Origin of the sequence: Massilia sp. UYP11, from assembly GCF_050434805.1 — a bacterium.
In the GTDB taxonomy this organism is placed as follows: domain Bacteria; phylum Pseudomonadota; class Gammaproteobacteria; order Burkholderiales; family Burkholderiaceae_D; genus Telluria.
This window is the reverse complement of record NZ_JBNDJE010000037.1, coordinates 1-13,767: the sequence shown is the minus strand read 5'-3', so window position 1 is coordinate 13,767 and position 13,767 is coordinate 1. Positions and strand designations below refer to the sequence as shown.

Here is a 13,767-nt window from a genome sequence, read left to right as displayed (position 1 = left end):
GCCAGGATCAAACTCTTCAGTTCAATCTCTGTTTGTTGACTCTTTCGAGTCATCGGCTATTGCTAGCCGAGTCGCTCACTCAAAATACTGACCGTTACTTCATTGCTGAAGCAACGTATTTCTTTTTTGTGAACATTTGATAATTTAAGTATGCAAGAACCGAAGTTCCTGGCACCTTCATCAAACGCCCACACTTATCGACTGTTAATTTTTAAAGAACTTTATTCGGTACTGCATCTGCAGTTTGCTTCGAAGCGTTGTGTTCGTCAGCAGCAGAGAGGCGAGAGTATGAAGTGTTTCTCATCGTTCGTCAACCTCTTTTTTCTCTTCGCTTTCGCTACCGTGAGGCGGCGTCTGCGTCGAGGAGCGAGACTATAGCAAGCCGAAGGCCGTCTTGCAAGGTTTACGACTGTGATATCGTAGCCGCCGCATTCTGCGACCTACCCTTTTATATACGTCCATATGATTCCCACGATCGTCCCGACCGCCGACGCCGCCCTCGCCCAGTCCCTGGCGGACGCCATCAACAACAAGACGAAGCCGCTCGGCAGCCTCGGACGACTGGAATCGCTCGCCGCCCAGCTGGGCATGATCCAGCGCTCGACCAGGGTCAGCATCGACCGGCCGGCGATCCTGGTGTTCGCCGCCGACCACGGCGTCGTGGCCGAAGGCATCTCCGCCTTCCCGCAAGACGTCACCTGGCAGATGGTCGAGAACTTCCTGGGCAACGGCGCCGCCATCAATGTGTTCGCGCGCCAGAACGGCTGCGCGCTGCACGTGGTCGACGCCGGCGTGAACCACGATTTCGGCGAACGCGCGGGACTCGTGCACCGCAAGGTTGCCAACGGCACCCGCAACTTCGCGCTCGAACCGGCCATGACGGCGCAGGAATGCGCGACCGTGCTCGAACACGGCATGGCCCTGGCGCGCGACCTGCCCGGCACCGTGATCGGCTTCGGCGAGATGGGCATCGGTAACACGACGTCCGCCGCGGCCCTGATGCACAAGCTGACCGGCCAGCCGCTCGCGCGCTGCGTCGGCGCCGGCACCGGCCTCACGCCACAGGGAGTCCGCCACAAGGCCGACGTCGTCGCGGCCAGCGTGGCCCGTCACGCGCACGCCGTGCAGCCGCTCGAGGTGCTGGCCACTTTCGGGGGCTTCGAGATCGCGATGATGGCCGGCGCCATGCTCAAGGCGGCCGAACTGCGCAAGGTGCTGCTGATCGATGGCTTCATCGTCACCAGCGCGCTGCTGGTGGCCGCGCGCCTGCAGCCGAACATCCTCGATTACTGCGTGTTCTCGCACTGCTCGGGCGAGCATGGCCACGCCCTGCTGCTCGAGGAGCTCGGCGCCCGTCCGCTGCTCGACCTTGGCCTGCGCCTGGGCGAAGGCACCGGCAGCGCGCTCGCCCTGCCCCTGCTGCACGCCGCCGCCAACTTCCTCAACGAGATGACCACCTTCGCCTCGGCGCAGGTCAGCGAACGCTCGGCATGACGCACCAGCTGCGCCTGTTCTTCATTGCGCTGCAGTTCTTCACGCGGCTGCCGATTCCGCGCTGGGTCGGTTTCGAACCAGGCTGGCTGAACCACGCGTCGCGCTACTTCCCGCTGGTGGGCGTCGTGGTCGGCGGCATCGGCGCGCTCGTCTACCTGGTGGCCGCGCACTGGCTGCCCGCGCCGGTGGCGGCCGTGCTGTCCACCGCGGCCACCATCTACCTCACCGGCGCCTTCCATGAAGACGGCTTCGCCGACACCTGCGATGGCCTGGGCGGCGGCATGACGAAGGAACGCGCGCTCGAGATAATGAAGGATTCGCGCGTCGGCGCCTATGGCGCGATCGGCATCGTGTGCATGCTCGGTGCGAAGCTGGCCCTGCTTGCCAGCCTGCCGCCAGCCAGCGCCATCGGCGCCCTGCTGCTGGCTCATCCCCTCTCACGTCTGGCCGCCACCTCCCTGATCTGGCAGATGGAGTACGCCCGCGCCGAGGGCAAGGCCAAGCCGCTGGCGGTGCGCATGAGCGATCGGGAGTTCGGCATCGCCGCCGTCACCGCACTGCTGCCCGCGCTTGGCTTGCTGGCCTTCGGCCTGCTCGACCTGGCCGCGATCGCCGCCGCCGTGGTCGCTGCCATGGTGGTCACCTGCTGGCTGGCCCGCAAGCTCACGCGCCGGCTGGGCGGCTATACCGGCGACTGCCTCGGCGCCGTGCAGCAGCTGGCAGAGGTGGCGATCTATCTCGCGGTGCTGGCCACGCTCGGCCGCGGCGCGCTGGGCTGATGCGCCTCTACCTGGTGCGCCACCCACGGCCCGAGGTGCCGGCCGGGCACTGCTACGGTCGCAGCGACCTGGCGGCGAACCAGGCCGACGTCGAACGGGTGCTGGCCGCACTGGCGGGCCAGGGACTGCCCGGCGCGATGCCGGTCTACGCCAGCCCGCTGATCCGCAGCGCGGTCCTGGCGCAGCGGCTTTCGCCGGCGCCGGTATTCGACGCCCGCCTGGCCGAGATCGACTTCGGCGCCTGGGAAATGCGCAGCTGGGACGACATCCCCCGCGCCGAGATCGACGCCTGGAGCGCCGACCTGCTGCATTACCGCCCCGGCGGTGGCGAAAGCGTGATGGACGTGGCCGCGCGCGTGGCGGCCTTCGATGCCGATATCCGGCGCGCTGAACACCCACAGGCCCTGATCGTCTGCCACGCCGGCACCATGCGCCTCCTGCATTCCCTGTACCTCGGCGGCACGCTACTCGATGCCGCGCTACGTGCGGCCCAGGCGCCACACCGGATCGACTATGGCGAAGTGATGATGCTGGAAACCTGACGACGCCTTATAATGGGCGCGTTTTGGTGCTCGCGCCTGCGTTCGCAGTCGCAGTTAAACGGGAAACACGAAGCTCCTTTCAAGGGCCAACGTGTGCTGCCCCCGCAACGGTAAGCAAGTGCCGCATGCTCTCCCCGAGCCATGCGGCAAACCGCCCCCTCATACCACTGTGCGCGAGCATGGGAAGGTCGGACGGCCATACTTGTCAGCCCGGATACCGGCCAAAAGGTGGCGTCGCCTCGCGCGATGCCGTTCAATCTGGCCTACGGGGACGTCGGCTGGTTGCCCTTGATAAGAAACAATTCATGAATTTTCCAGTAACCCGGCAAGCCGCCGCGGTCTCGCTTGCCCTCGCCGTCATCTCGTCCGCCGCCGTCGCCGACGCTCCTTTACCGGCTCCTTCGCCTGCTCCTGCGCCTGACGCCACGCCCACCGCCGACACCGTGGTCGTCACCGCGACCCGCACCGCGCAGCGCGCCGCCGACGTCATCGCCGACACCACCGTCATCGGCGCCGAAGAAATCGCGCGCTCCGGCGCCGGTTCGGTGGCCGACATCCTGCGCCGCCAGCGCGGCATCGAAATCTCGCGCAACGGCGCGGCCGGCGCCGCCACCAGCGTCTTCATCCGCGGCGCCAACGCCAACCAGTCCGTGGTCCTGATCGACGGCGTGCGCTTCGGTTCGGCGACCACCGGCACCGCCAGCTGGAACGCAATCCCGCTGGGCGCCATCGACCGCATCGAGATCGTCTACGGCCCGCTCAGCACCCTGTACGGCGCCGACGCCATCGGCGGCGTGATCCAGATCTTCACCCGCAAGGGCGAGGGCGCGCCGGTGGTCACGGGCTCGGTCGGCGTGGGCAGCAACGCCACCCGCCAGCTGGATGCCGGCATCTACGGCAGCAGCGGCGGCCCGAACGCCGTCAGCTACGCGTTCGGCGCCGGCTACGAGGACTCGGACGGTTTCTCGTCGACCCGCCCGGGCGCCTTTGGCTACAACCCGGACGAAGACGGCTACCGTCGCCGCAACGCCAACGGTCGCGTGACGATGGCGCTCGCGCCGGGCCACGAGATCGGGGCCCAGTTCCTGGCCAGCCGCCTGTACAGCCAGTACGACAGCGGCGCCGCCAGCTACGACGTCCACAGCGACAACGACCTGAATACCGCCGCGGTCTTCATGCGCAACCAGATCCTGCCAAACTGGCACAGCACGGTGCAGTACGCGCGCTCGGAAGACAAGTCGGGCAACTTCACCAATGCGACGCCGTCCGGCGCCAGCCGGATCGACACCCGGCAGGACGAATTGAGCTGGCAGAACGACATCGCCATCGGCCAGGACACCCTGCAACTGCTGTACACGCACCGCAAGGAAGAAGTCGACTCGATGCGCCGGTCGCGCATCACCAATTCGTATGCGGCCGCCTACTCGGCCAGGCGCGGCCCTCACCTGGCCGACGTCAGTGCGCGCCACGACCGCTCGGTCTACGGCAGCAAGAACACCGGCGCCGCCGGCTATGGCTATGACTTCGGCAACGGCCTTCGCGCCACCGCCAGCGTCGGCACGAGCTTTCGCGCCCCGACCTTCAACGAGCTGTACTTCCCCGGCTACGGCCTGGAAACCAACAAGCCCGAGAAAGGCCGCAACCGCGAAGTGGGCCTGCGCTACGACGGCAACGGCTACCGGCTGGATGCGACCTACTTCCACAACCGCCTGACCGACATGATCGTGTCGAGCACCCCGTGCCCGGACGGCGTCAACCGCAGCTGCGCCTACAACGTCAACGAAGGGCTGCTCGAAGGCTTCTCGCTGGCAGGCAGCACCCGCCTGATGGGCGTCGACCTGCGCGCCAGCCTCGACTGGCAGGATCCGCGCGACGAGACCACCGGCAAGCAACTGGCGCGCCGTGCGAAGAAGCACGCCAGCTTCGGCGCCGACTACACGATGGGCACGCTCAAGACCGGCCTTGAACTGACGGTGTCGGGCGAGCGTTTCGACGACGCCGCCAACAACCGTCGCCTTGGCGGCTACGGTTTGCTGAACCTGCACACGACCTGGCAATTCACGCCCGACTGGTCGCTGCTGATGCGCCTGGACAACGTCGCCGACAAGCAGTACGAGATCGCGCGCAACTACGGCACCAGCGGCCGCACCTGGTTCGCGGCCCTGCGCTACGGCATCCGTTAAGCTATAACCCCTGCCCGCGGCAACCAGGCCGCGGGTGTCCGACACCGACAGGCCAGCATGCAAGCATCCGTCCCGCCGCTACGCCAGCGCGCCACGCTCATCGTCGGCGCCATGCTGGCGTTTTCCATTGCCACCCTGCTGTTCGCGGGCATGACCGGTTCGATCCGGGTGCCGCTGGACGAGATTCCCGGCGCGCTGCGCCAGCTCGCCAGCGGCCATCCCGATTCGCTCTCCGCTTCCCTGCTCGAGCTGCGCGCCAGCCGCGCGCTGGTGGCGTTCGCGACCGGCGGCGCGCTGGCCCTGGCCGGCCTCATGATGCAGGCGCTGCTGAGGAACCCCCTGGCCGATCCGTACGTGCTGGGCGTGTCGTCGGGCGCCTCGGTGGGCGCCCTGCTGGCGCTGCTCCTGATGGCCTCCACGCTGATGGTCGACGCCGCCGCGCTGGTGGGGGCCATCGGCGTGGCCATGCTGCTCTACCTGCTGGCCCGGCGCGGCTTGCGCGGCGACCAGGCGCTTGACTCCGGCGCCTCGATGCTGCTCCTGACCGGCGTGATCATCTCGGCCCTGTGCGGCTCGATCGTGACCCTGATGCTGTCGATCGCGCCCGAGGGGCGCCTGCGCAGCATGATCTTCTGGCTGATCGGCGACCTGGCTGGCGCACCGCTGCGCCTGGCGCCCTGGCTGGTGCTGGCGGGCTGCCTCCTGTATGCCATGCGCAATGCGCGCGCCATGAACATGGTCGCGCTGCATGCCGAGAATGCGGTGACGCTGGGCGTGCGCGTGGGCGCGCTGCGCAAGGGCCTGTTCTTCGTCTCGGCCCTGCTCACCGCCAGCGCGGTCACCAGCGCCGGCTCGATCGGCTTCGTCGGCCTGATCGTGCCGCACGCCTGCCGCTTCGCCTTCGGGCCCGACCACCGGGTCTTGATCCCGGCCGTCGTGCTGGCCGGCGGCGCCTTCCTGGTGCTGTGCGATACGCTGGCGCGCACCATCGTCGCGCCGCAGCAACTGCCGGCCGGCGCCATCACGGCGATGATCGGCGCACCGGTCTTCCTCTACCAGTTGCACCGCCTGCGCAAATGAGCACGAAATGAGCACAATCTCCACCCTCGACCTGCTGCTGTCCGTCGGCGAGCGCACCCTGGTGCGGGGCCTCGACTGGACCGCCCGCGCCGGCGAATGCTGGAGCGTCATCGGCCGCAACGGCGCCGGAAAAAGCACCTTGCTGCGCACCCTGGCCGGCCTGCAGCCGCCCAACGCCGGATCGGTCCAGGTGAACGGCCGGGCGCTGAGAGACTGGCCGCTGACCGAGCTGGCGCGCGAGCGCGCCTTCCTGGCCCAGTCGCGCCACGACGCTTTTGCCTACACGGTGCTGGAGAGTGTGCTGTCGGCGCGCCACCCTTACCACGCCGACCGCTACTGGGAGGGCAGCGACGACCACCAGGCCGCCCTGCAGGCCCTGGCCTCGATGGAAGTGGACGACCTGGCCGCGCGCGACGTGCGCACCCTGTCCGGCGGCGAGCGCCAGCGGGTGGCGATCGCCGCCCTGCTGGCCCAGCAAACGCCGCTGCTGCTGCTGGACGAACCGGCCAATGCGCTCGACCTGGCGCACCAGGTGAGCGTGATGGGGCTCCTGGCCCGCCTGTGCCGCGAGCAGAACCGGACCGTGGTCATGATCGGCCACGACCTGAACCTGGCTGCGCGCATCTCGACCCACGTGCTGCTGCTCATGGGCGATGGCCGCTGGACCGCCGGCCCCACCGACCAGATCATGCGCCCGGCGCTGCTGGGCGACTACCTCGGCCATCCGATCGACATGATCGAACACGGAGGCCGCCGCATCTTCATCCCCAAGGAGGGTTCCGCATGACCGACATGACGCCAGACCAGACCGCTGCCCTGAACGAACGCCACCGCGCCCGCATGGAGCGCAAGAAGGCGGTCATCGATGCAAAAATCGCTGCGGCCGACAAGGAAATCGGCATCGTCATCGTCAACACCGGCAACGGCAAGGGCAAGAGCTCGAGCGCGTTCGGGATGGTGGCGCGCGCGCTCGGCCACGGCATGCAGGTGGGCGTAATCCAGTTCATCAAGGGCGCCATGTCGACCGGAGAAGAAACCTTCCTGCGGCGCTTTCCCGACGAGGTGCGCTTCCATGCGATGGGCGAAGGCTATACCTGGGAAACGCAGAGCCGCGAGCGCGACATCGCCAAGGCTGAGGAAGCCTGGGCGCTGGCCCGGCAGTTCCTGTCCGATCCCGCGATCGGGATGGTGGTGCTCGACGAACTGAATATCGCCCTAAAGTACAAATACCTCGACGTGCACACCGTGATCGCCGACCTGCTCGATCGTCCGGTGATGCAGCACGTGGTGATCACCGGCCGCGCCGCGCCGCCGGAACTGATCGCGGTGGCCGATACCGTCACCGAAATGAACGTGGTCAAGCATGCGTTCAAGGCGGGCATCGCGGCCCAGGCGGGGACCGAATGGTGACCGGCGCCCGTATCGTCCTGGTGGCGGCGATGTCGTCCGGCCAGGGCAAGACGACGGTGACTGCCGCGCTGGCGCGGCGTCTCGTGCGCATGGGCAAGCGCGTGCGGGTGTTCAAGTGCGGCCCCGACTTCATCGACCCGATGCTGCTCGAACGCGCCAGCGGCGCGCCGGTCCACAATCTCGACCTGTGGATGGTCGGCGTCGACGCCTGCCGCCAGCGCCTGCACGACGCCGCGCGCGAGGCGGATGCGATCCTGGTCGAGGGTGTGATGGGCCTGTACGACGGCTCACCGTCGGCGGCGGACCTGTCGCGCGAATTCGGCATCCCCGTGCTGGCGGTGCTGGACGCCTCGGCGATGGCGCAGACCGCCGGCGCGGTGGCGCAGGGCCTGCGCGACTATGGCCCCGTCGAGATGGCCGGCGTGATCGCCAACCGCGTCGCCAGCAGCGGCCACGCGGCGATGGTGAAGGAGTCGCTGCGCGACATCGCGCTGATCGGCACCCTGGCGCGCCAGGACGATCAGCTGCCCGAGCGCCACCTGGGCCTGGTGCTGCCGGGCGAGGTCGAAGAGCTGGACCGCATCCTGGATGCGCTGGCCGACGACATCGATGTCGATGGGGCGGCGTGGGATGCGCTGCCCGTCATCACGCCCGCATCCACGGCCACGGCCACGGCCCTGTCGCCAATAGAGCCGCTGCTGGCGGGACGCACGATCGCGATCGCGCGCGATCCGGCCTTCGTCTTCGTCTACCCGGCGAATATCGACCTGCTCGGGCAACTGGGCGCGCGCATCAGGTATTTCGCGCCGCTGTCCGACGAAGCGGTGCCGGAAGACGCCGATGCCGTCTACCTGCCGGGAGGCTATCCCGAGCTGCACGGCGCGCAGCTGCAAGCCGCCCAGCGCTGGCGCGACTCCATTCGCGCGGCGCACGCGCGTGGCGTGCCGATCGTCGCCGAGTGCGGCGGCATGATGGCGCTCGCCGATGGCCTGACCGATGGCGAGGGACGCCGCTTCGAGATGGCCGGGCTGCTCGCCGGCGAAGTCAGGATGCAGAAGCGCCTGGGGGGACTGGGCATGCATGCGATGCCGACGCCGCAGGGCGAGATCCGCGGCCATACCTTCCATTATTCCGTGCTCGACTCGCAGGTGGCGCCGCAAGCGCATACCGTGAAGCAGCGGACCGGCGCCCAGGGCGAAGCCGCCTACCGGGTCGGCTCGCTGTTCGCGTCCTACTTCCACGGCTACTTCCCTTCCAATCCGCGCGCGGTGGCCGCCCTGTTCGGAGCGCGGCCGTGAGCGTGACCCTGGTCTTCGGCGGCGCGCGCTCGGGCAAGAGCGCCTGGGCCGAGCGCATCGCGCGCGAATCGGGCAAGGAGGTCGTCTATGTCGCCACCTCGTGCGCCGGCGACGGCGAGATGGCCACGCGCATCGCCCATCACCGCGAGCGGCGCCCACCCGAGTGGCGCACGGTCGAAGAAGAACTGGCGCTGGCGCCCACGCTGCGCGACTGGTGCGCGCCGCAGCGCCTGGTGCTGGTCGACTGCCTGACGCTGTGGCTCAGCAACCTGATGTTCTGCGACGGGCGCGACTATCCCGAGGTCGGCGCGATCGAGTTGCCGCCACGCTTTCATCAGGAGCGCGCGGCGCTGCTGGCCCTGCTGGACGCCGGTCCTGCGGGCGACGTGATCTTCGTTTCGAACGAAGTCGGCATGGGCATCGTGCCCTGGGGCGCGATCTCGCGCAGCTTCGCCGATGAAGCCGGCCGCCTGAACCAGGCGGTGGCGGCGCGCGCCGACCGCGCGGTGCTGGTGGCGGCCGGCCTGCCGCTGGTATTGAAGGGAGCGCCGTGCTGACCGGCCTGTCGCTGTCCACGATCGCGCTGCTGCTCGTCGCCGGCGTCGCGCTCGACCTGCTGCTGGGCGAGACGCGGCGCTGGCATCCATTGGTCGGCTTCGGCAAGCTGGCCGGCTTCATCGAGCGGCGACTCAACCATGGGCAGTCGCGCCTGGCGCGTGGAAGCCTGGCCTGGGCGCTCGCCGTCCTGCCATTGAGCCTGCTGTGCCTGGCGCTGACCGACCTTGCCGGCGCATGGCTGCATGCGGTGCTGCTCTATGTCTGCGTTGGCCTACGCAGCCTGCGCGACCATACGTTGCCGATTCACGCGGCGCTGTGCGCCGGCGAGCTGGCGCAGGCGCGCACGCTCACGGCGCGCATCGTCAGCCGCGACACGGCGCACGCCGACGAATCCGACCTGGCCAAGGCCAGCGCCGAATCGCTGCTCGAGAACGGCAACGACGCCGTGTTCGGCACGCTGTTCTGGTTCATCCTGCTGGGCGGACCAGGCGCGGTGCTGTTCCGGCTGGCGAACACGCTCGATGCGATGTGGGGTTATCGCAGCGAGCGCTTCAACCTGTTCGGCCGCTGCGCGGCGCGTATCGACGACGCATTGAACTACCTGCCCGCGCGCCTGACCGCACTGTCGTACGTGCTGCTGGCGGGCAGCGGTCGCGCGCGCGCCTGGCGGTGCTGGCGCGCCCAGGCCCCGGCCTGGAGCAGCCCGAACGCCGGGCCGGTGATGGCCAGCGGCGCCGGCGCCCTGGGCGTGTCGCTGGGCGGCGCCGCCGTCTACGATGGCGAAGTGGAACAGCGTCCGCCGCTGGGCCTCGGGCCTGCCGCCTGCGCCGGCGACATCCTGCGCGCCTGGCGGCTGGTGCTGCGCACGACGTGGCTGTGGGCCGGCGTGGTCTGCCTGCTGGCGGCCGGAGTGTCATATGCTTGAACACGGCGGCAACCTGCGCGACGCCGCGCGTCGCTTTGGCCGCGACGACTGGGTCGATCTGTCGACCGGGATCAATCCGCATGGCTATCCGGCGCCGGCGCCGTCGAGCGCGGCGTGGCGCCGCCTGCCCGAGTCCGACCCGGCCCTGCTCGCGGCGGCGTGCGCGTTCTATCGCGCGCCGCAACTGCTGCCGGTGGCCGGGACCCAGGCGGCGATCCAGGCCCTGCCGCGCTTGCGCGCGCCATCGCGTGTCACGGTCTCGAGCCCTTCGTACGCCGAACACGCGCACCATTGGAACCTGCACGGCCACACACGGCGGCTGGCGCCATATGCGAAGCTGGATGCCGCGGTCGGCGACAGCGACGTCGTCGTGGTCGTCAATCCGAACAACCCGACCGGCGAGACCATCGCGCCCGAACGCCTGCTCGACTGGGCGGCGCGGCTGCATGCGCGCGACGGCTGGCTGGTGGTCGACGAAGCCTTCGGCGATACCATGCCCGCGCTGAGCGTGGCGCAGTACGCGGCGCAGCCGGGATTGATCGTGCTGCGCTCGATCGGCAAGTTCTTCGGGCTGGCCGGACTGCGCCTGGGCTTCGTCGCGGCGCACGACCGCGTGCTGGCGGATCTGGCCGACCTGCTCGGGCCCTGGGCGGTCAGCGGTCCGGCGCAGGAGATCGCGCTGCAGGCGCTGGCCGACACGGACTGGCAACAGGATACGCAAGCCCGTCTGGCGCAGGCCGGTGAACGGATGACGCGACTGCTGCAGGGGCACGGCATCGCCAGCACCGGCACGCCGCTGTTTCGCTGGTGGCCCGAGGCGCGGCCCGAAGCCTTTCATGAACACATGGCGGCGCGCGGCATCTGGTGCCGGCTGTTCCGCGATGCGGCGCGCGGCATCCGGGTCGGCCTGCCCGCCGGCGAAGATGACTGGCGGCGTCTTGAACGAGTACTTCACGAATGGAGCAAGCAATGAAGAAAACGATGCTGCTGGCCGGCCTGGCCGCGGCGGCCCTGGCGGCCCACGCCCAGGCCGCGATCACGGTCAAGGATGACGCGGGATTGACGGTCACCGTCGCCAAGCCGGCGCTGCGGGTGGTGTCGATGGCGCCCAGCGTCACCGAGCTGCTGTTCGCCGCGGGCGGCGGCAGCCAGATCGTCGGCGCCGTGAACTACAGCGATTATCCGGAAGCGGCCAAGCGCATACCGCGCATCGGCTCGAACCGCGAAATCGACATGGAACTCCTGGTTTCGCTGAAGCCCGACCTGATCGTGGCCTGGCGCCATAACAGTTCGGAGCGGCAAATCGAGATGGTGCGCCAACTGGGCATCCCGGTATTCCAGAGCGACCCGCAAACCCTGGACGGTATTCCCGACGCCGTGCAGCGCCTGGGCCAGTTGTTGGGCACCGACGCCGCGGCCAGGACGAGCGCGACGCAGTTGCGCGAACAGCTGGCCGGCCTGCGCGCGAAGTATGCGAACCGTTCTCCGGTGCGCACCTTTTACCAGGTATGGGACAAGCCGCTGTATACGCTGAGCGGAAAGCACATTCTCACCGATGCGATGAAGCTGTGCGGCGGCGAGAACATCTTCGCCAAGCTGACCGTTACCGCGCCGGTCGTCTCGATCGAGAGCGTGTTGCAGGCCAACCCGGAGGCGATCATCGCCACCGCCGAGAAGAACTATGGCGGCGTCGAGCTGTGGAAAGCCTACGGCACCCTGGCCGCGGTGCGCAGCAATAACCTGTTCACGCTGGATGGCAACCTGCTCAATCGCGCGGGACCGCGCATGGTCCAGGGCACGGCCGCGATGTGCGAAGTGCTCGAGCAGGCGCGTCAGCGTCGATCGACATGAGCGGCTTTCCCTACCGGACGCTGATGGTGCAGGGCACGACGTCGGACGCCGGCAAGAGCACGGTGGTCGCGGCGCTGTGCCGGCTGCTCAAGCGGCGCGGCATCCGGGTCGCGCCATTCAAGCCGCAGAATATGGCGCTCAACAGCGCCGTCACGCGCGATGGCGGCGAAATTGGCCGCGCGCAGGCGCTGCAGGCGATCGCCGCCGGCATCGAGCCGCACACCGACATGAATCCGGTGCTGCTCAAGCCGTCGAGCGACATCGGCGCCCAGATCATCATCCACGGCCAGGTGCGCGCCGACATGAATGCGCGCGACTATCACCAGTACAAGCCGGTGGCGATGGGCGCGGTGCTCGCATCGCATGCGCGCCTGCTGGCGCAATATGAGACGGTGATCGTCGAAGGCGCGGGCAGCCCGGCCGAGATCAATCTGCGCGATCGCGACATCGCCAACATGGGCTTTGCCGAGGCGGTCGACTGCCCGGTGATCCTGGTGGCCGACATCGATCGCGGCGGCGTGTTCGCGCACCTGGTCGGCACGCTGTCCTGCCTGTCGCAATCGGAACGCGATCGCGTCATCGGCTTCGTCATCAACCGCTTCCGTGGCGACATCAAGCTGCTCGAACCGGGGCTCGAGTGGCTCGAACAACAGACCGGCAAACCGGTGCTGGCGGTACTGCCCTATCTGCACGGGCTGTTCCTTGATGCCGAGGATGCGGTGCAGGCGGCGCAGGCCGACAAGGGCGCGTTTCGGGTCGTCGTGCCCAGCCTGCCGCGCATGAGCAATCACACCGATTTCGATGCGCTGCGCGCGCATCCGGACGTCGACCTGCGCTTCGTGCGGCAGGGAGAGGCGATTCCGGGCGCCGATCTGATCGTTCTCCCGGGAAGCAAGAATACGCGTGGCGACCTGGCCTGGCTGGAGGCGAATGGATGGCCTGAACGGATTGCGCGCCACCTGCGCTATGGGGGCAAGGTGATCGGCGTGTGTGGCGGGTTCCAGATGCTGGGCCGGTCGGTGAACGATCCACATGGGGTCGAGGGCGCGCCTGGCGTATCGGCAGGACTGGGCCTGCTGGAGGTCGAGACCGAGCTGACGCGCGAGAAACGGCTGACCCGGGTCGAGGGCGTGTGTGCCTTCGGTGTGGATGACGCCAGGCGCCGGGTCAGCGGATACGAGATCCATATGGGCGTATCGCATGGGGCGGCCATGCATACACCCGCGTTTTCGATCGACGGTCGTGGCGAGGGCGCGGTATCGGCGGATGGCCAGATCCTGGGGACCTACCTGCACGGGTTGTTCGATCATCCGGAAGCCTGCAGCGCGCTGCTCCAGTGGGCGGGTTCGCGCAGCGATCATGTGGTCGACACGGCGCAGTTGCGCGAAGCAAGTCTCGACCGGATCGCGGATTCGGTGGAAGGCCTGCTGGACAACCTGATAACACTAGGGAACTAAAACAGCGCAGCGTTGGCGGCTTTGCCGCCGACGCGTTCGATCACCGTTGGAGAATCAGATGTGCAGGCAGATCGCCATCGAAGAATATCGGCGCCGAAAGCAAAAAACCCCACCAGGATCACCTGGTGGGGTTTTTCTATATAACTAGCCTGACGATAACCTACTTTCACACTGGTTGCAGCACTATCAT

Annotated in this window: 14 protein-coding genes and 1 riboswitch; of the genes, 13 read left to right on the top strand and 1 reads right to left on the bottom strand. The window is 68.2% G+C overall.

Annotated elements, in window-relative coordinates:
• Nucleotides 1-462 precede the first annotated feature (462 nt).
• The 13 genes from cobT (at nt 463) to ABIB38_RS23540 (ending at nt 13,577) form a co-directional block, all read left to right on the top strand.
• Nucleotides 463-1,494 carry a nicotinate-nucleotide--dimethylbenzimidazole phosphoribosyltransferase gene (gene cobT, locus ABIB38_RS23600; RefSeq protein WP_429207192.1) on the top strand — a complete coding sequence of 344 codons (1,032 nt, stop codon included), beginning with the start codon at nt 463-465 and terminating at the stop codon, nt 1,492-1,494.
• Nucleotides 1,491-2,273, top strand: coding sequence for an adenosylcobinamide-GDP ribazoletransferase (locus tag ABIB38_RS23595; protein WP_429207190.1), 783 nt, complete (start codon nt 1,491-1,493; stop codon nt 2,271-2,273). The genes cobT and ABIB38_RS23595 overlap by 4 nt, the downstream gene beginning before the upstream one ends.
• Nucleotides 2,273-2,815, top strand: coding sequence for a histidine phosphatase family protein (locus ABIB38_RS23590; protein WP_429207188.1), 543 nt, complete (start codon nt 2,273-2,275; stop codon nt 2,813-2,815). The genes ABIB38_RS23595 and ABIB38_RS23590 overlap by 1 nt, the downstream gene beginning before the upstream one ends.
• 7 nt (nt 2,816-2,822) lie before the next feature.
• Nucleotides 2,823-3,055, top strand: a riboswitch (cobalamin riboswitch).
• A gap of 65 nt (nt 3,056-3,120) precedes the next feature.
• A complete protein-coding gene (locus tag ABIB38_RS23585; RefSeq protein WP_429207186.1) occupies nt 3,121-4,998 on the top strand; it encodes a TonB-dependent receptor domain-containing protein in 1,878 nt (625 codons plus the stop codon).
• Between the two features lie 57 nt (nt 4,999-5,055).
• Nucleotides 5,056-6,078, top strand: a complete 1,023-nt coding sequence (locus ABIB38_RS23580) for a FecCD family ABC transporter permease (RefSeq protein WP_429207184.1) — start codon at nt 5,056-5,058, stop codon at nt 6,076-6,078.
• A 7-nt stretch (nt 6,079-6,085) separates the two neighbouring features.
• On the top strand, nt 6,086-6,865 hold the full coding sequence (locus ABIB38_RS23575; protein ID WP_429207182.1) for an ABC transporter ATP-binding protein: 780 nt from the start codon (nt 6,086-6,088) through the stop codon (nt 6,863-6,865).
• Nucleotides 6,862-7,488 (top strand): cob(I)yrinic acid a,c-diamide adenosyltransferase, encoded by a 627-nt coding sequence (cobO, locus tag ABIB38_RS23570; RefSeq protein ID WP_429207180.1) that lies wholly within the window; start codon nt 6,862-6,864, stop codon nt 7,486-7,488. The genes ABIB38_RS23575 and cobO overlap by 4 nt, the downstream gene beginning before the upstream one ends.
• On the top strand, nt 7,482-8,786 hold the full coding sequence (locus tag ABIB38_RS23565) for a cobyrinate a,c-diamide synthase (RefSeq protein ID WP_429207178.1): 1,305 nt from the start codon (nt 7,482-7,484) through the stop codon (nt 8,784-8,786). Before cobO ends, ABIB38_RS23565 begins: the two co-directional genes overlap by 7 nt.
• On the top strand, nt 8,783-9,343 hold the full coding sequence (cobU, locus tag ABIB38_RS23560) for a bifunctional adenosylcobinamide kinase/adenosylcobinamide-phosphate guanylyltransferase (RefSeq protein WP_429207176.1): 561 nt from the start codon (nt 8,783-8,785) through the stop codon (nt 9,341-9,343). Before ABIB38_RS23565 ends, cobU begins: the two co-directional genes overlap by 4 nt.
• Entirely contained in the window at nt 9,337-10,269 is a 933-nt protein-coding gene (cbiB, locus tag ABIB38_RS23555) for an adenosylcobinamide-phosphate synthase CbiB (RefSeq protein WP_429207174.1), read from the top strand. The genes cobU and cbiB overlap by 7 nt, the downstream gene beginning before the upstream one ends.
• The gene (cobD, locus tag ABIB38_RS23550; protein ID WP_429207172.1) at nt 10,262-11,242 is read left to right on the top strand and encodes a threonine-phosphate decarboxylase CobD; all 981 of its coding nucleotides are present in this window, start codon (nt 10,262-10,264) and stop codon (nt 11,240-11,242) included. The genes cbiB and cobD overlap by 8 nt, the downstream gene beginning before the upstream one ends.
• Complete coding sequence (locus ABIB38_RS23545; protein WP_429207171.1) at nt 11,239-12,120, top strand: cobalamin-binding protein; 882 nt, start codon at nt 11,239-11,241, stop codon at nt 12,118-12,120. The genes cobD and ABIB38_RS23545 overlap by 4 nt, the downstream gene beginning before the upstream one ends.
• Nucleotides 12,117-13,577, top strand: a complete 1,461-nt coding sequence (locus ABIB38_RS23540; RefSeq protein ID WP_429207169.1) for a cobyric acid synthase — start codon at nt 12,117-12,119, stop codon at nt 13,575-13,577. The genes ABIB38_RS23545 and ABIB38_RS23540 overlap by 4 nt, the downstream gene beginning before the upstream one ends.
• On the opposite strand, the gene ABIB38_RS23535 is transcribed toward ABIB38_RS23540, so the two are convergent.
• On the bottom strand, nt 13,574-13,767 hold a 194-nt coding region (locus ABIB38_RS23535), incomplete at its 5' end, for a hypothetical protein (RefSeq protein ID WP_429207167.1). The genes ABIB38_RS23540 and ABIB38_RS23535 overlap by 4 nt on opposite strands.

Bases quoted from the DNA above. Each gene is read 5' to 3' on its own strand.
- cobT (WP_429207192.1), top strand. From the start codon at position 463: ATGATTCCCACGATCGTCCCGACCGCCGACGCCGCCCTCGCCCAGTCC.
- ABIB38_RS23595 (WP_429207190.1), top strand. From the start codon at position 1,491: ATGACGCACCAGCTGCGCCTGTTCTTCATTGCGCTGCAGTTCTTCACG.
- ABIB38_RS23590 (WP_429207188.1), top strand. From the start codon at position 2,273: ATGCGCCTCTACCTGGTGCGCCACCCACGGCCCGAGGTGCCGGCCGGG.
- ABIB38_RS23585 (WP_429207186.1), top strand. From the start codon at position 3,121: ATGAATTTTCCAGTAACCCGGCAAGCCGCCGCGGTCTCGCTTGCCCTC.
- ABIB38_RS23580 (WP_429207184.1), top strand. From the start codon at position 5,056: ATGCAAGCATCCGTCCCGCCGCTACGCCAGCGCGCCACGCTCATCGTC.
- ABIB38_RS23575 (WP_429207182.1), top strand. From the start codon at position 6,086: ATGAGCACAATCTCCACCCTCGACCTGCTGCTGTCCGTCGGCGAGCGC.
- cobO (WP_429207180.1), top strand. From the start codon at position 6,862: ATGACCGACATGACGCCAGACCAGACCGCTGCCCTGAACGAACGCCAC.
- ABIB38_RS23565 (WP_429207178.1), top strand. From the start codon at position 7,482: ATGGTGACCGGCGCCCGTATCGTCCTGGTGGCGGCGATGTCGTCCGGC.
- cobD (WP_429207172.1), top strand. From the start codon at position 10,262: ATGCTTGAACACGGCGGCAACCTGCGCGACGCCGCGCGTCGCTTTGGC.
- ABIB38_RS23545 (WP_429207171.1), top strand. From the start codon at position 11,239: ATGAAGAAAACGATGCTGCTGGCCGGCCTGGCCGCGGCGGCCCTGGCG.
- ABIB38_RS23540 (WP_429207169.1), top strand. From the start codon at position 12,117: ATGAGCGGCTTTCCCTACCGGACGCTGATGGTGCAGGGCACGACGTCG.